Genomic DNA, 16,042 nt, shown 5'->3' with positions numbered 1-16,042 from the left:
CACAGATTTTGAAAACCTGTAAGGTTTTATGTATTTATAAAACCATTTGATTATAAGTCAATATAGTTTCAAATCCTTTCTTTTTAAAGTATGCTTGTGTTGATTCATTTCCAGTTACTAAAACAAAATCGCCACCCCAAGCTCCTAAACTTTTTATTTCTCCAAAATAATCTGGAAATAATTTCTCTTTTACTGGTTTTAGCTTGATAATTGAACTAATAATCTGTTCATGTTCAACTATTAATTTATCAAATTCTTCTACTGATTTTGCTGATAAAAACTCATCAGAAATCGCTGAAATTCTTTTTATTTTTCCTTGAATGTCATATTGAGCGCAGTCAAGATGTTCTCTAAATTTTGCAATTGCTTCTTTAGAATCTTGCTTCTGATTTAAATGTACAAAAAACAACTTGTCTTTAAAAGCTGGATTGAATTCTACTTGTTTAATAATTGGTGCTTGATCTTTAATTTGATAAAAAATAGAACGATCATTTTGTGCACAAGCAATATCATAACCGCTTCCCTTAAAGGAATTCCAAAGTAATTTAAAAGCATCTACTTTTGCCCAGGCAGCAATAGAGTTTATTAATGTTGATGAACTTCCTAATCCCCAATTTCTTGGAAAAGTGAGTTTTGTTTTTACTACAAAACCTTCATCCGAAGTTAAAAAAGCTGGATTTAAATTTCTTGCTTCCTGTAAAATCCCCAACAACGTCTCTGCTATTAAATCTGCATTTCCTTCTTTTTCAGAATTAAAAGTACAAGTAACTAAACGTAATTTTGGTATATCGAAAGTAGCTTCAAACCAACATTCTCCAGAATCTGTAAAACTACCCCAAATTAATTGAGACTCTTTAATTTTTTCAACAATTAAATCTTGTCCAAATTTTGTAGGGATAGCCAATGATTTAGCGCCATCTAGCACCAAATATTCTCCTGTTAATAATAATTTTCCGTTTGAGTAAAAGTTCATTATAACAAACCAAATTGTTTAAAATGATGCGTAAAATGTTTTACTTGAAATTTTTGCCAATCGCCAAAATCTAACTCTCCAAAAAATGGATGAACAACCGTTCTTTTGTCATCCTCTGTAAAAACTTTTACAAAAAGTGCTACTTGATCTGCCAAATCATCAATTGCTTCTTCAATAGAATTAAATTTTAATTCATTTGGCTCTTCTGCTAAAAAAGATGCTTTAAAACCAGTTTGCAATTCTGCATCCGTATTTAAAAATGGTTTTCTACGAGCCGTTTTTTCATCAGAAACAAAAGTATTTACAACCCAATTACCATTTGCAATTTGAGTTACTGCACTTACATGTTCTATCATTTGTTGTGCATTCATAGAACCAAAATTAGGTTCAGAAGCTATGTTTAATTTAGATAAATGAGTTCTTACTATATTTTCATCCAAGAAATTAACCCAATTAATTATAGGTTTTCTTAAAGAATTTAATTTTTCTACTACAGCAGAATGTGAAACTGTTCTTTTATCAAAATAAGCGGTAATTATCTCCTTTTCTGATTCGTTTGCTTCAAACTGATTTAGAATATTTTGCAAGTGCATTTTCATATGCCCGTGCTGTATTCCTTTGGTCGTTAAAGCTCTTAAAGCTGCAAAATTCTGCGCTAAACCTGCTGCTGCTGTAATTTGCATCAACGTTCTTGCCGATGGTTTTTGCAGCATTTCTAATGATAATTTTGCCATTGGATGCAATGCTGTTAAACCTCCTACGGTTCCTAAAGCAAGCGGAATTTCAATCCAAAATTTAAATATTCCGTTATCAATAGAACAATGAGATAAGCTTGTATATTGCCCAGATCTAGACGCAAAAGCATGTGCACCAGCTTCAATGGCTCTAAAATCGTTTCCTGTAGCAAGAACGACCGCATCAATTCCGTTCATAATTCCTTTATTATGAGTCACTGCCCTATAAGGTTCTATTTCTGCAATTTTTACTGCTTGATAAAATTTCTCTGCAAATTTCTGCGGATTTTCTCCTCCTAATTCATCGATTTTACAACTCACTTCTGCTCTTACCAAACATTCTGGAACAAAATTAGAGAGAATACTCATCACAATTTCTATGGTTTCATTTTCAAACTTTTTTGCAATCGCCTCTAAACAAGAATTGATAAAGTTTGCGCCCATTGAATCTTTCGTTTCAAAAGTGATGTGCAATTGATAATAGTTGGCCAATTTATCTGTTTTATCAACCAAATTGATGGCTAGAATTCCGCCTCCACGTTTTTCCATATTTTTAGTAATGGAAGCCGTAGCAGCATAAAGTTCTGTTTTATTTTGATTAAAATAAGTTTCTAAGTCTTTTTTATCGCCGGCAAACATAAAGTGTACTTGACCAATTTTTGTAGTACCAAGCACTTTTGTTTTAAAACCACCTCTTGTACTCCAAAACTTTGCTACTAAAGAAGCTGCAGCAACCACAGAACTTTCTTCTACAACCATAGGAATTACATATTCTCTATCATTGATAACAAAGTTAGGTGCAACACCATAAGGCATATAGAAATTAGAAATGGTATTTTCTATAAAATCATCATGAAGTTCTTGTAAATCGGTATCAATATTCCAGTATTGCTTTATAATATTTACAGTTTCTGTTTGATTGTGAAAGTAGTTTTTAGTTAACCAATCAATTTTTTCTTCTTTTGTAAATTTGGAAAACCCAGAAATAATCTTAGACATCTATGTTCTTTTTTCTTAGAAAGGCAAAGATATGTTAATCTTCAAAAAATTGGCTTTATTTATTTTATTGATTTTTAAAGTAAGGTTTTTAAAACAAAATTAAATTACTAAATTATACTGAAAAAATAATTAGTATTTGTTAAATTATTACTAATTTTTTATGAATAAATTGCATTTTTAATAAAAAAATTTAATGTTTATCATAATTAAGTTTAATATATATAGGCATTCTTTACATATTCAATAAATTACCTTTGAAGAAATCTAAATATAGAAACCATGAAAAATATAAGTTTAATAGCACTATTAGGAATGTTTATACTGTCAAGTTGCGCCGTAGTAAGACCAGGAGAAGTTGGAATTAAACAAACTTTAGGAAAATTTGCTAAAGAAGTAAAAACACAAGGAACCATCGTTTACAACCCTTTTATAAGTAGGGTAATAAAAGAATCTACAAAAACTAGCAATATAAAATTAGTTTTAAGTTTGCCTAGTAAAGAAGGATTAAGTGTGAATTCAGAAATATCTATCTTATATAGATTAGAAGCAAATAAAGTTGCCTCTGTTCTTGAGAATTTAGGTCAAGATTATGAATCTGTAATTACAAGTGTTTTTAGATCTGCAGCTTCGGATGTTTGTGCTCAATTTTTTGCAAAAGATATGCACTCTGGTATGAGAGCAAAGATTGAGAGTGAAATCTTAAACAAGATGATGGTAAATATTGAAAAACAAGCAAACGGAATTGAACTTATTGCTGTTTTATTAAAAAGAATTCAATTACCAAGTGGTTTAGCGAGCTCTATAGAAAGAAAACTGCAAGCTGAGCAAGATGCAATGCGTATGACCTTTGTTTTAGATCAAGAAACCTTAGAAGCACAAAGAAAAATAATAAATGCAAAAGGAGAAAGAGACGCACAACTTATTATTGCGGAAGGTTTAACAAGCGGAATTATAAGAATTAAAGCAATTGAAGCTTTTAGAGAATTAGCAAGATCTGCAAATGCAAAAGTTATAATTACAGATGGTAAAACACCATTAATTGTTGGCGACTCTAATGAAACAGAATCAAATAAATAAGAGACTAACAAAAAATAAGTTTCAATAAAGACGGTTAAATCTCGATAAATAATTAATTTATCGAGATTTTTTTTGCTCAATAAACCAACTTTAGCTTTTTGATATCAAAAAAACTAATGAACTATTTTACTAAGATTGTAATAGAATCCGTTTTTTAAAGCTCTTTTTTGTAAATTTTTCCGTAAACTTGGCAAAGTTTTATGAATTTAATATCTAAATGGCACATTTTTTTTAACAAAAAAAATTGCGCTTAAAATTTAATCTGTTTAAGATTCTATATTAAACTCCAATAAATCATAAAAAGAAAAAAATACGCATTTGAATTTGTTTGTAAAAAAGACTAATTTTATAGATGAATATTTAATAAAAACTAACAACCAAAAATAAAGGATACATATATGTCAAAATCGATTATTTCTACAGAAGAGCAACAGTTGTTCGGTCATCCAAAAGGATTATTTTACTTGTTCTTTGCAGAACTTTGGGAACGTTTTAGTTTCTACGGAATGAGAGCGTTATTAACGCTTTACATGGTAGAAGAAATTTTTAAATCTTTGTCTAATAGAGATTTTGCAACTGCTGCTGTATATGCTTCTTATGGTTCTTTAGTGTATGCATCTACCGTTATTGGTGGTCAAATTTCTGATAAAATCTTAGGAATGCGTAGTTCTATCTTTTTCGGTGGAATTTTAATGGCTATTGGGCATTTTGTTTTAGCTATTGAAAATGACATTGCATTTTTCTTAGCATTGGCTTTTATTATTGTTGGAAATGGGTTTTTTAAACCTAACATTTCAACTTTTGTAGGCTCTTTATATAAAGATGGTGATGTAAGAAAAGATTCTGGTTTTACTATTTTCTATATGGGAATTAATATTGGAGGCTGGATTGCCCCACTATTATGTGGATGGTTAGCTGTAAAATATGGCTATCATTATGGTTTTGGTTTGGCAGGAATAGGAATGTTAGCTGGTCTAATTTTCTTTTGGAGCGGAATTAAAAAAAATGTTTTTGGTGATAAAGGTTTACCGCCAAACAAGGAAGTGTATGAAAAGAAAATTGTTGGAATTCCGCAAAAAACCTTCATACCCATAGTTGCATCTCTTTGTGTACCAGTAATTGCTTTTATTCTAGCTTCGTACAAATCTATAACTACAGACGACACTTTTTTAATTGGAGAAAAAAATATTGTTGGGATTATATTTCTATTAATAGGAGTTGGAATTGCTATTTACTTAATTAAAATATTGGCAGGTGTAGATCTTGAACAACGTAAAAAATTGATTATGGCTATTTTAATTACCTTTTTTATGACATTATTCTGGGGTTTCCATGAATTATCAGGAAGTGTAATTACCTTATTTGCATCAAGAAATGTTGATTTAGGCGGAATTATGACAGCAGCCCAAACAAATTCACTAAATTCTATGTTTATCATAATTTTAGCAATTCCTATATCTTTGTTATGGGGATATTTATCTAAAAATAAGATGAATCCAAGAACTCCTTATAAATTTGGTTTAGGGTTACTTTTAGCGGGTGCAAGTTTCTATATTCTTTCTATTAGTGGCGCAAGTGCAGATGAGAACGGAATGGTTCCTTTTGCTTATTTATTTATTATGTACCTAGTTATATCTATTGGAGAGTTGTTTATGTCTCCGGTTGGTTTATCAAAAATAACAGATTTATCACCAAAAAATATTGTTGCTTTTATGATGGGTATTTGGTTTTTGTCCTCTGCTTATGCATTTCAAATAGTAGGCTTTATAGGTAAACAATTATCCGTAGAAAGTACAAACGCTAATGTTGGCGGCTTAGAAACATTAAGTATTTACACAGACGGTTTTCACTTAATTTCTTTATATGCTATTGGTGCAGGTGTAATTGTATTAGTATTATCGCCATTAATGAAAAAATTATTAGGTAATGTGCACTAAAAAATAACAACAAATAAAACCTCATAAATTATAGTTTATGAGGTTTTTTTGTTTTAAAATATTTAAAAAATCTTTTTATTGTAAATTTGGCACATCATTTGACAACTTATAATTATGAAAAAAATAATTTTACTTATAACCATTTTAGCTTTTAACTTAAAAGCAACATCGCAAGAAATAAATTGGATGCCTTTAAATAAAGCATTAGCGCTTCAAAAAGAAAATCCTAAAAAAATTATGATGGATATTTACACTAATTGGTGTGGCCCTTGTAAACTTTTAGACAAGGAAACTTTTCATAATAAAGATGTTGTAGCGTATGTTAACAAACATTATTATGCTGTAAAATTTAATGGCGAGGGTAATGAACCTGTCAATTATAAAGGAGATTCGTTTGGCAATCCTAGTTATGATGCAACTAAGGCAAACAAAAGAAATAGTTCTCACGAATTTGCTAATTACATGGGTATAAATGCATATCCTACAATTGCTTTTTTAAACGAAACAGGCGATTTTGTAATTCCTTTAAAAGGTTTCTATGGTCCTCAACAACTAGAGTTTTATCTAAAAATGTTGGTCGATGACAAGCATATTGAATTAACAAGTCAAGAAAAATTTAATGAATATCAAAAAGCTTTTAAGCCAGCGTTCAAAAGTTAATTTATTCTTTATCATAAATAAAAGCTCCATTTTTTCCTGTGTAATAAAATGGAGTTTTTTGCTTTTCACAAATAACTCGCCATTTTTTCACGTAACTTTTATAATTATTTCCATCAGCAATAATTTGTTTTGGGTGTATTGTTTTAATCAATCTTTCTAAATTTATTTTAGGAGAATATTGCAACACTACTATTGGTTTTTTCACACCTTTAAAAGGATAAACACCTAAACTGTCAATAATTAAAATTTGCTCTTTTTTATATTCAAAAACAGCAGGAATATGTTTGATAAACGTCTGATCTACATTTTCTGCTATTCTATAAGAAGTTATAAAATTGGATTTTTGAATTATAGAACTATCTATATCATGATGCACAATCAACTTCCCTAATGTTCTAATGCCAATTATAGAATTTCTACTTTTATGAAAAACAATAAACTCTTCTTTTATTTTCTTTTGATGGGTTTCAAAAACAAAAATGCTTTGTATAATTACAATTGAAATTAAAAAATAAATCAATTTTTTAGCAGATGTATCTATCAAAAAACGAGTTCCTAAAGCAATAAGCAAGTACAAAGAAATCATCCACAAAAAAGACATTGAAATCTCTTTCCATAAAAATTGTTCTTGCATAGAAATCCAACCTACAAAGTTATTCATTGATGAAATTACAAATCCGTAGAGTGTTGCTAAAATTTGAGGTAAAACACCAAGTAGAGAAAAAAAGATAATTATAATGCCGCCTATTAAAATAGCTCCTAAAAAAGGGATAATAATCAAATTTGACAACCAAAACAAACTTGGAAATTGATGGAAATAAAATAAACTGAGCGGTAAAATTCCTATTTGAGCAGCAAAAGAAACCGTTATTAATTGCCAAAATTTATCAACTAATTTAAATCTTGGTTTGTAAATTGTATACAATCTTGGTTGAACCCAAATAATACCAAATACAGCTAAATAGCTTAGCTGAAAGCCAACATCAAACAAAAACATAGGTTTAAAAACTAACAAGAAAAACATGGACGAAATCAATGAAAATTCAATGATATTTTTTCTTTGAAAAGACAAACCGATTGCTAAAAAAGTAAACATTGTTACGGCACGAACCACCGAAGCAGAGAGACCAGCAATAAAGGCAAACATCCAAAGAAATAGCACTACTAAAATTGTTTTGATAAATTTTCCTTTTTTTAGCCTTTCTAAAGGTTTAAAAATCCATGATAAAATCAATAGAATAATACCAACATGTAAGCCTGATACAGCTAAAATATGAACTGCACCTGCTCTTGAATAATCGGCAATTAATTCTTTAGAGATATCTTGTCTTTGCCCCAACAGCAATGCATTTATAACCGCTAATTCATCTGCTTTAAAATTGTGTGCTTTAAGTGATTCTTGTATTTGATCTCTAAACTTTGCTGATATCCCTACCAAAGAAAAACCTTGAAAACCGATTCTTTTTATTTGTTTATTTTCTAAAAATAACTGCTGATAAATTCCTTGTTTTTCTAAATACGTTTTGTAATTAAATTGATGCGGATTTAAGGGTGGATTTAATTCCTGAAAACTTGAATTTATAGAGAACAACTCGTCTACTTTTAAAGAAGGTATAGTGCTATCTTTTAGGATATTTAATAATACTTTTCCTCTAGTTCTTACATTTCCTACTTGTTTAATTTCAACTTCATATTTATCATGATAAAAGCCAGCTTTTAAAACTTTATTAATCGTTAAAACTAGAGAAGAGGTTTCTTTTAAATGACGTTGATAATAGTTGCTGTAATTTGAATCATTATTAAAATAAGTACTTGAAATACCTATAAAAAAGAAAAGAAAGAAGCATAAAATAGTAATTATTTTCTTGTTACTTACAACTAATAAAAAAAATAAGATAAGTGCATTAAATGTTATTAAATAAAGAAAACCAAATTGCCACAATTGATAAAAGAATTGAAAATAAATTCCGAGGATAAGAAATCCCACAAAGTGGAAAGGTAAATAGTTAAGTAACTTTTTCATAGCGAACTAAAGTTACAAAAATATTTTTAAAATGCTATAAAACTTTTGTAGCTTTTAAAAAAGCGTTTTTCCAGTATTTTTCTGATAAACTAGAAATAATAACACCTCTACCATTTGTAGAGTGTATAAAGTTAATTATTTTATCATCTGTAGAAACAACAAGGCCTACGTGGTTAATACTTTTACTTTTTCGCCCGGTAATAAAAAACAATAAATCTCCTTTTTTAGCCTGATTTAATGCAACTTCAATACCTTGATTTGCCATGTACCTTGATTGTCTTGGTAACAAAATATTTTCTTTAATAAAAGACGTGTAAACAAGGCCAGAGCAATCGAAACCATCTGTAGTTACACCACCTCTTCTGTATTTTACACCTTCAAATTGCAAGGCATTGTAAACAACTCTATCTGTTATAGAAATTTCCTTATTAGGAGCTATAATTAAAGAACTTACCGTTCCGCAAGAACTTAGTATAAACAAGAATATTAAACAGATAAAGCTTATTTTTTTCATTGTAATTTAATTTTTAACATTTTCGTATATCGTTTTTGCTACTTTTTTTGATGCTCCTTTACCTCCTAAAATTTTCTCTAACTCAAAATATTCTAAAAATAATTTTTCGCGCTTTTCAGGATCTAAAATTTTGCGCAATTCTACTACTAATTTTTCTTTTGTAAAATTATTTTGTATTAATTCTATCACAACTTCTTTGTCCATAATTAAATTTACCAAAGAAATAAATTTTAAAGTGATAATTCTTTTTGCAATTTGATACGAAATTGTACCACCTTTATAACAAACTACCTGTGGTACTTTAAATAAAGCTGTTTCTAAAGTAGCTGTTCCTGAGGCAACTAAAGCTGCAAATGAGATACTTAACAAATCGTATGTTTTGTTGTTGATAAAACTAACTTTTCTGTCGCCAATTATTTGCTGATAAAAAGAAAAATCTTGACTTGGTGCTCCTGCAATTACAAATTCATATTCTTTAAAATCATCAACCAAAGACAGCATTACAGAAAGCATTTTTGTGATTTCTTGCTTTCTACTTCCTGGTAATAGCGCAATTATTGGCTTTGTTCCTAAATTATGTTCTTCTCTAAATTTAAAAATACCAGTTTGATTTCTATCTGCAATGGCATCAATTAAAGGATGGCCAACAAAAGAAACCTCGAAATTGTATTTTTTATAAAATTCTTTTTCAAAAGGAAGAATTACGAACATTTTGTCTATATCTCTTTTAATGTCTTTTATTCTGCCCGCTCTGCTTGCCCAAACTTGTGGAGAAATATAATAATTGGTTTTAAAACCTTGCTGTTTTGCCCATTTTGCAATGCGTAAATTAAAACCCGAATTATCTATAAATATTAACACATCTGGTTTAAACTGCGCGATGTCTTTTTTACAAAACTTCATAAAACCTAGCACCTTTGAAAGGTTTTTTAAAACTTCGAAAAAACCCATAAAAGCTCTTTCTTTATAATGACTTACCAAAGTGCCGCCAACATTTTGCATTAAATCTCCACCCCAAAAACGAATAGCTGCTTGTACATCTTCTTTGTACAATTCTTTCATTAAATTAGAACCATGTAAATCTCCTGAAGCTTCTCCTGCAATTATATAATACTTCATAGACTTAACGTTTAATATTGCTTTTACATAGACCACACTTGAACATTGATTTATCTAAATTAATTTTTTGTAAAAAAACAATTTTCACTGTCATAAAAACAATTTTTTTTTAAATAATTTTTAAAATTAATGTGGCTAACGCAATTAAAATTGTAGCAAACAAAACACCTTTTGCTTTGTTGTCTTGGTTTTTTTTGATAAAAATAAAGAAAACAAATAAGTTAGGAATTGCTGCTAAAGATATTATTTTACCGATCAAACCACCTTCTTGAATCATTATTAACGTGTTATTAAAACTATATTTCGAAAAATATTCTATGTACAAAAAAACTCCTGCAGCTGTTGCAAAAAGAGAAATTAATACACCAATAAGAATATCTTTTTTTACAGTTCCCAAGAGTTTAATTTTTGAATCATATGATGCGCAGTTAAATCAAACTGAACAGGTACTATTGAAACATATCCGTTTTCTAAAGCATACACATCTGTGTCTTGCCCTTTATCTTTGTTGATAAATTCGCCAGAAAGCCAATAATATTCTTTTCCGAAAGGACTTTTTCGTTTATCAAAAATTTCTTTCCAAACTCCGTTTGCTTGTCTACAAATTTTAACACCTTTTATTTCATCCGCTTTTAAACTAGGGATATTTACGTTTAATACAATTCCTTCTGGTAAACCATTTGATAAGGTATTTAATGTAATACTTTTTATAAATTCTTCAGCTGGTTTAAAATCTGCATGCCATTTAAAATCTAATAACGAAAACCCAATTGCGGGTACGCCTTCTATACCAGCTTCAATTGCAGCACTCATAGTTCCTGAGTAAATTACATTTATAGAAGAATTAGCCCCGTGATTGATCCCAGAAACACATAAGTCTGGTTTTTTATTCAAAATTTCGCTAATTGCCATTTTAACACAATCGGCAGGCGTTCCAGAACACGTATATTCTAATTGCGGACCATCATCAATAGTTATTGGGTTGCATGTTAACACATTATCAACCGTAATTGCGTGCCCCATGCCGCTTTGTGGACTATCTGGAGCAACCACTACAACTTCTCCTATTTTATTCATTATTTTAATAAGTGCTCTTATACCTGGCGCGGTAATTCCGTCATCATTTGTTATTAAAATTAAAGGTCTTTCTTGCATACTTTATAAGTTTAAGGTTCAAAGTTAAATGCTATTTTAAAAATAAAACGAAACGATGAACACTCGATTTTTATTTCTTTAAAGCAAATATAATTTATTTTAAACAATATTCTTTTTAACATTTTGTAAAGAATAAAAAAGTCTATTTTTATGTAAAAATTATAAAGTCCAAGTTTTTGGCACTATTTTAGTAGTTTGAAATAAGAAATAATTAAAACGATCGTAGATTTATGAAAACGAAATTTAAGTTTAGCACAATACTTTTAGCAATTACCCTATTAATTAATAGTTTTGTAATAAATGCATCAGAAAAAAATAATTTTTCTAAACCAGATCCAGAAAAAGATAAAGTTTTAATTTATGTTTTAAAAAATATTTTAACACGTGGTCACTTTGTAGCCAAAGATTTAAATGATGATTTTTCTGAAGTGGTTTACAAGTCTTTTATTGATGGTTTAGACCCAAGTAAAAGATATTTTACACAAGAGGATTTAAAAGACTTTTCTAAATACAAATACCAAATTGACAATCAATTATTAAGAGATGATTTAAGTTTTTACAACTTAGTTTACAATCGTTTTTTATCCGAAATGAAGAAAGCAAAATCTTATTATGGTTCTTTGCTGAAGCAACCTTTTGATTTCTCTAAAGACGAAACTATAGATATCGATTATGAAAAAGTCCCGTTTGCAAAAAACGATAGCCAATTAATGGATTATTGGAGAAAGCAGTTGAAATTGCAAACTTTAGGTAGAATACAAGAGCAAACTCAGCTTCAAGAAGAAAAAGTTAAAAAAGATAAAAATTTTAAAGTAAAATCTTTTGCAACTTTAGAAAAAGAAGCCAGAGCAGAAGTTCTAAAAAACATGGATGAATTGTATGTAAGAATAGAAGAATTAGAAAGTGATGATTGGTTTTCTACTTTTTTAAACTCGGTTGTTGGTGCTTTTGATCCTCATACAACTTACATGTCTCCTAATATTAAAGAAAAATTTGATCAAGATATATCTGGTAAATTAGAAGGAATTGGAGCTCGTTTGCAGAAAAAAGGAATTTACACGCATGTTTTTGAATTGGTTGCTGGAGGCCCTGCATCAAAACAAGGAGATCTTGAGCCTGAAGATATTATCTTAAAAGTTGCACAAGGCGATGAAGAACCTTTAGATATTGTTGGTATGCGTTTAGATGATGCTATAAAATTTATTAAAGGTAAAAAAGGAACTGAAGTTAAATTAACGGTAAAGAAAAAATTAGACGGCTCTATTAAAGTTATTTCTATAATTAGAGATGTAGTTGAACTAGACGAAACGTATGTAAAATCTAGTATTGTAGAAAAAGATGGTAAAAAATATGCAATTATAGATTTGCCAAGTTTTTACATCGATTTTGAAGACAAAAACTCAAGAGATTCTGCAAAAGACATGGAAAAAGAAATTGAACGATTAAAAGCAGAAAATGTTGCAGGTTTAATTGTCGATTTAAGAAATAATGGCGGTGGTTCTTTAAAAACTGCTATTGAAATATCTGGTTTATTTATAGATCAAGGTCCTATTGTACAAGTAAAATATAGAGGAGAAAATCCGGTAGTAAAAAATGACATAGACCCAAAAACTCAATGGGAAGGTTCTGTAGTTGTTTTGGTAAATGAATTTTCTGCATCTGCTTCAGAAATTTTTGCAGCAGCAATGCAAGATTATAAAAGAGCTATTATTTTAGGAGGAAATCAAACGTATGGTAAAGGAACAGTACAAAATATTTTACCAATTAATCAATTTTATCCAAAGTACGAAACTGATTTAGGTTACCTAAAAATGACGATTCAAAAATTCTATAGAGTAAATGGTGGATCAACCCAAATAGAAGGTGTCTATTCGGATATTGCAATGCCAAGTAGATTTAGTTACATGAAGTTTGGTGAGCGTGATTTAGATGGTGCTTTGCCTTGGGATAAAGTGCCACAAGCAAAATATACAAAAACAAATTCGTATTCAAATTTTGCAGATGTAATTTATAATAGTAAACAAAGAATCTCTGCAAGTTCAAACTTTCAACTAATAAATGAATATGCAAAATGGTTAAAGAAAAACCAAGATGAAACTTCGTACTCTTTAAATTATAAAAAGTTCTTTCAAGAAAGCGAAACGAAAGAAATAGAAGCTAAAAAATTTAAATCTGTTTTCGATTACAAATCAGATTTAACTTTTACATCACCAAAATATGAGCAAACTTTATTAAAAGCAGATAATAGTTTAGCAGACAAAAGAATTGCTTGGCACAAAAATTTATCAAAAGACATGTATATTTCTGAAGCTTTAAATGTTATTAGCGAGTTAAAGTTGAGAGATAAATCTACCATGATAAAAAATTAAAGCTAAAATTTTAAATATTAAGAGCCTGATATGTTTCAAATACGTATCAGGTTTTTTACTTTTACCATATGAGTTTTAAAGTAACATTTGCCACAAAATGGTCTGATTTTGATCCAAACAGACACATGCGCCACACGGCATATAATGAATATGCAGCAGAAGTAAGAGTTCGTTATTTTAGCGAGCAAAATTTTTCTATGACTGAATTTATCAAACACAATATTGGTCCTATTTTGTTTACAGAAGAAACATCTTTTAGAAAAGAGATTCATATTGGCGAAAATATTTCTGTAAATATTAAACTCTCTGGATTATCAGAAAACAACGAACGCTGGAAACTAGTTCATGAAGTTTTTAATGAAGCAGGAAAATTATCCGCAGTAATAAAAGTATATGGCGCTTGGATCGATTTAACAAAAAGAAAATTAATTGTGCCACCAATTGAGGCTCAAAAATTATTTTTAAACGCTACAAAAACAGATGCTTTTGAGGTAATTCCGCTTAAAAAATAAGTATGAAGAAAAGAATAATTTCTGCAATTCTATTAATAATTGTGCTATCCTATTATTTATATCAAGATAAAAAAGAAAGCTTTTCTTCGGATAAAACGGATACATCTGAACACTTTATAAATGACGGATTTAATTATTTACCAACATCTACAACCGGTGTTATAATTAATCACGAAGGATATAATTTATCTTATTCAGAAAAACACGAACAGGCAGAATGGGTTGCATATTCTTTAGAAAAAAATGAAATTGTTTATACCAATAGAAAACGCCCTTATTTTATTGAAGATCCAAAAATAAAAACAAAATCTGCCGATTGGCGAAACTATAAGAAATCTGGATACGACAAAGGTCACTTATGTCCTGCGGCAGATAGAAGAGCATCCGAAGAAAGTTATAACGAAACTTTTTACACTTCAAATATTACGCCTCAAAATCATGGTTTTAATGCAGGAATCTGGAATGAACTTGAACAACAAACGCGTTATTGGGCAAAGAAATACAATCGTATCTATGTAATTTCTGGCGGAGTTTTAGTAGATAATTTAAGAACTATTGGCTCAGAAAAAGTAGCTGTTCCAAATCAGTTTTATAAAATATTGCTAGATTATACAGCTCCAGAAATTAAAACAATTGCATTTTTAATTCCGCACAAAAACAGCAACCAACCTTTACAGGAGTTTGTCGTTTCTATTGATGAAATTGAGCAATTAACAGGTATTGATTTTTTTCCTAATCTACCTGATGATTTAGAAAATAAACTAGAAAAATCAAGCAATTATAAAAATTGGAGTTTTAAATCCTTATAATTCCATATCAATTACAATTTTCCCTTTTGTTTTTCTTTGCATCATAGCTTCTAAAGCTTTTGGTGCATTTTGCAGTGAATATGTCTTATCAATATGAGGTTTTAAATCGCCTTTTGCGAACCAAGTTAATAATTCTTTAATATTTTCTAGACTTTCTTTTGGCTGATTTTGTGCAAATGCTCCCCAAAAAACACCTACAATACTTGCACCTTTTAACAACGTTAAATTAATTGGTATTTTAGGGATTTCGCCATTTGCAAAACCAATTACTAAATGTCTTCCTTTCCAAGCAATTGCTCTTAAAGCCAACTCAGAATAATGCCCTCCAACAGGATCGTAAATTACGTCTACACCTTTTCCATTGGTAATTTCTTTAACACGATCTTTTAAACTTTCTTTTGTATAATTGATTACTTCATCTGCTCCAAATTGTTTGCATAATGCTAATTTTTCATCTGTTGATGCTGCTGCAATTACTTTTGCGCCCATTAATTTTGCCAATTCTAAAGCAGTTAAACCAACGCCACCGGAAGCACCTAAAATTAAAACTGTTTCTCCTTTTTGTAAATTTGCTCTGTCTTTTAAAGCGTGATAAGATGTGCCATAAGCCAACAAAAATGCAGAAGCATTTACCATAGACATTCCTCTAGGTTTTGGGAAACAGTCTTTTGCTTTTACTATTGCTTTTTCTGCAAAACCCCCAAAAGGAATAAAACCTACAACCTCATCCCCTACTTTAAAGTGTTTTACATTTTCGCCTACTTCTTCTATAATACCTGCCACATCGCTTCCCGGTGAAAAAGGAAATTCTGGTCTAAATTGATATTTACCTTGAATAATTAAAGTATCAGGAAAATTAACACTACATGCTTTTACCGTCATTAAAAGCTGTCCTTCTTTTGGAGATGGTGCCGATATCTCTTGATATTCTAATGTATCAGGCGTTCCAAACTTGTTGCATACAATTGCTTTCATAAATTACGCTTTTTATCAAATATATAATTTTAAAAACTAAAAAAGCTTCTCTAGATGAGAAGCTTTTTGTACAGGCGGAGAGACTCGAACTCTCACACCTCGCGGCACTAGATCCTAAGTCTAGCGTGTCTACCAATTCCACCACGCCTGCGATTTGGAGTGCAAATATAAACAAACATCGGAAAC

At 29.8% G+C, this 16,042-nt stretch carries 14 protein-coding genes, 1 tRNA gene and 1 pseudogene; 6 read left to right on the top strand and 10 right to left on the bottom strand.

The features are described 5' to 3' along the window. Positions 1-34: 34 nt before the first annotated feature. The 3 genes and pseudogenes from BTO16_RS16585 to BTO16_RS16580 form a co-directional block, all read right to left on the bottom strand. The gene (locus BTO16_RS16585) at positions 35-973 is read right to left on the bottom strand and encodes a GYDIA family GHMP kinase (protein WP_105022756.1); all 939 of its coding nucleotides are present in this window, start codon (positions 971-973) and stop codon (positions 35-37) included. Next, positions 973-1,413: a DinB family protein gene (locus BTO16_RS18065; protein WP_407675523.1), complete on the bottom strand. Its 441-nt coding sequence runs from the start codon at positions 1,411-1,413 to the stop codon at positions 973-975. Before BTO16_RS18065 ends, BTO16_RS16585 begins: the two co-directional genes overlap by 1 nt. A 24-nt stretch (positions 1,414-1,437) precedes the next feature. Further along, positions 1,438-2,706, bottom strand: a pseudogene (locus BTO16_RS16580) (hydroxymethylglutaryl-CoA reductase, degradative); the annotation flags it as partial. 279 nt (positions 2,707-2,985) lie between these two features. Here BTO16_RS16580 and BTO16_RS16575 point away from each other — a divergent pair. From BTO16_RS16575 to BTO16_RS16565, 3 genes are all read left to right on the top strand, one after another. Next, positions 2,986-3,783, top strand: a complete 798-nt coding sequence (locus BTO16_RS16575) for a prohibitin family protein (RefSeq protein ID WP_105022754.1) — start codon at positions 2,986-2,988, stop codon at positions 3,781-3,783. Between the two features lie 398 nt (positions 3,784-4,181). Next, a complete protein-coding gene (locus BTO16_RS16570; protein WP_105022753.1) occupies positions 4,182-5,720 on the top strand; it encodes a peptide MFS transporter in 1,539 nt (512 codons plus the stop codon). Between the two features lie 114 nt (positions 5,721-5,834). Next, positions 5,835-6,380, top strand: a complete 546-nt coding sequence (locus BTO16_RS16565) for a thioredoxin family protein (RefSeq protein ID WP_105022752.1) — start codon at positions 5,835-5,837, stop codon at positions 6,378-6,380. A gap of 1 nt (position 6,381) precedes the next feature. On the opposite strand, the gene BTO16_RS16560 is transcribed toward BTO16_RS16565, so the two are convergent. The 5 genes from BTO16_RS16560 to surE form a co-directional block, all read right to left on the bottom strand. Continuing rightward, positions 6,382-8,403, bottom strand: a complete 2,022-nt coding sequence (locus tag BTO16_RS16560) for a ComEC/Rec2 family competence protein (protein ID WP_105022751.1) — start codon at positions 8,401-8,403, stop codon at positions 6,382-6,384. Between the two features lie 34 nt (positions 8,404-8,437). Then, on the bottom strand, positions 8,438-8,917 hold the full coding sequence (locus tag BTO16_RS16555) for a C40 family peptidase (RefSeq protein ID WP_105022750.1): 480 nt from the start codon (positions 8,915-8,917) through the stop codon (positions 8,438-8,440). A 6-nt stretch (positions 8,918-8,923) separates the two neighbouring features. Then, a complete protein-coding gene (gene lpxB / locus BTO16_RS16550) occupies positions 8,924-10,036 on the bottom strand; it encodes a lipid-A-disaccharide synthase (RefSeq protein ID WP_105022952.1) in 1,113 nt (370 codons plus the stop codon). 109 nt (positions 10,037-10,145) lie between these two features. Beyond that, on the bottom strand, positions 10,146-10,433 hold the full coding sequence (locus tag BTO16_RS16545; protein ID WP_105022749.1) for a hypothetical protein: 288 nt from the start codon (positions 10,431-10,433) through the stop codon (positions 10,146-10,148). Beyond that, positions 10,421-11,191 carry a 5'/3'-nucleotidase SurE gene (surE, locus tag BTO16_RS16540; protein WP_105022748.1) on the bottom strand — a complete coding sequence of 257 codons (771 nt, stop codon included), beginning with the start codon at positions 11,189-11,191 and terminating at the stop codon, positions 10,421-10,423. Before surE ends, BTO16_RS16545 begins: the two co-directional genes overlap by 13 nt. A 230-nt stretch (positions 11,192-11,421) precedes the next feature. Here surE and BTO16_RS16535 point away from each other — a divergent pair, with 230 nt between their 5' ends. The 3 genes from BTO16_RS16535 to BTO16_RS16525 all read left to right on the top strand — a co-directional run bounded on the left by BTO16_RS16535 (position 11,422) and on the right by BTO16_RS16525 (position 14,881). Beyond that, a complete protein-coding gene (locus BTO16_RS16535; RefSeq protein WP_105022747.1) occupies positions 11,422-13,560 on the top strand; it encodes a carboxy terminal-processing peptidase in 2,139 nt (712 codons plus the stop codon). Between the two features lie 68 nt (positions 13,561-13,628). Further along, entirely contained in the window at positions 13,629-14,072 is a 444-nt protein-coding gene (locus BTO16_RS16530; RefSeq protein WP_105022746.1) for an acyl-CoA thioesterase, read from the top strand. Positions 14,073-14,074: 2 nt separating this feature from the next. Continuing rightward, positions 14,075-14,881: a DNA/RNA non-specific endonuclease gene (locus BTO16_RS16525; protein ID WP_105022745.1), complete on the top strand. Its 807-nt coding sequence runs from the start codon at positions 14,075-14,077 to the stop codon at positions 14,879-14,881. On the opposite strand, the gene BTO16_RS16520 is transcribed toward BTO16_RS16525, so the two are convergent. Both BTO16_RS16520 and BTO16_RS16515 read right to left on the bottom strand, forming a co-directional pair. Next, entirely contained in the window at positions 14,876-15,856 is a 981-nt protein-coding gene (locus BTO16_RS16520; protein ID WP_105022744.1) for an NADPH:quinone oxidoreductase family protein, read from the bottom strand. The genes BTO16_RS16525 and BTO16_RS16520 overlap by 6 nt on opposite strands. A 69-nt stretch (positions 15,857-15,925) precedes the next feature. Continuing rightward, positions 15,926-16,007: transfer RNA gene (locus tag BTO16_RS16515), tRNA-Leu, on the bottom strand. Positions 16,008-16,042 lie beyond the last annotated feature (35 nt).

This window comes from Polaribacter glomeratus (assembly GCF_002954665.1).
Taxonomy (GTDB): domain Bacteria; phylum Bacteroidota; class Bacteroidia; order Flavobacteriales; family Flavobacteriaceae; genus Polaribacter; species Polaribacter glomeratus.
This window is presented reverse-complemented; position numbering and strand designations above follow the sequence as displayed.

Excerpts from the sequence above, each read along its gene's own strand:
- BTO16_RS16585 (WP_105022756.1), bottom strand. The coding sequence starts at position 973 with ATGAACTTTTACTCAAACGGAAAATTATTATTAACAGGAGAATATTTG.
- BTO16_RS16575 (WP_105022754.1), top strand. The coding sequence starts at position 2,986 with ATGAAAAATATAAGTTTAATAGCACTATTAGGAATGTTTATACTGTCA.
- BTO16_RS16570 (WP_105022753.1), top strand. The coding sequence starts at position 4,182 with ATGTCAAAATCGATTATTTCTACAGAAGAGCAACAGTTGTTCGGTCAT.
- BTO16_RS16565 (WP_105022752.1), top strand. The coding sequence starts at position 5,835 with ATGAAAAAAATAATTTTACTTATAACCATTTTAGCTTTTAACTTAAAA.
- BTO16_RS16560 (WP_105022751.1), bottom strand. The coding sequence starts at position 8,403 with ATGAAAAAGTTACTTAACTATTTACCTTTCCACTTTGTGGGATTTCTT.
- BTO16_RS16555 (WP_105022750.1), bottom strand. The coding sequence starts at position 8,917 with ATGAAAAAAATAAGCTTTATCTGTTTAATATTCTTGTTTATACTAAGT.
- lpxB (WP_105022952.1), bottom strand. The coding sequence starts at position 10,036 with ATGAAGTATTATATAATTGCAGGAGAAGCTTCAGGAGATTTACATGGT.
- surE (WP_105022748.1), bottom strand. The coding sequence starts at position 11,191 with ATGCAAGAAAGACCTTTAATTTTAATAACAAATGATGACGGAATTACC.
- BTO16_RS16535 (WP_105022747.1), top strand. The coding sequence starts at position 11,422 with ATGAAAACGAAATTTAAGTTTAGCACAATACTTTTAGCAATTACCCTA.
- BTO16_RS16530 (WP_105022746.1), top strand. The coding sequence starts at position 13,629 with ATGAGTTTTAAAGTAACATTTGCCACAAAATGGTCTGATTTTGATCCA.
- BTO16_RS16525 (WP_105022745.1), top strand. The coding sequence starts at position 14,075 with ATGAAGAAAAGAATAATTTCTGCAATTCTATTAATAATTGTGCTATCC.
- BTO16_RS16520 (WP_105022744.1), bottom strand. The coding sequence starts at position 15,856 with ATGAAAGCAATTGTATGCAACAAGTTTGGAACGCCTGATACATTAGAA.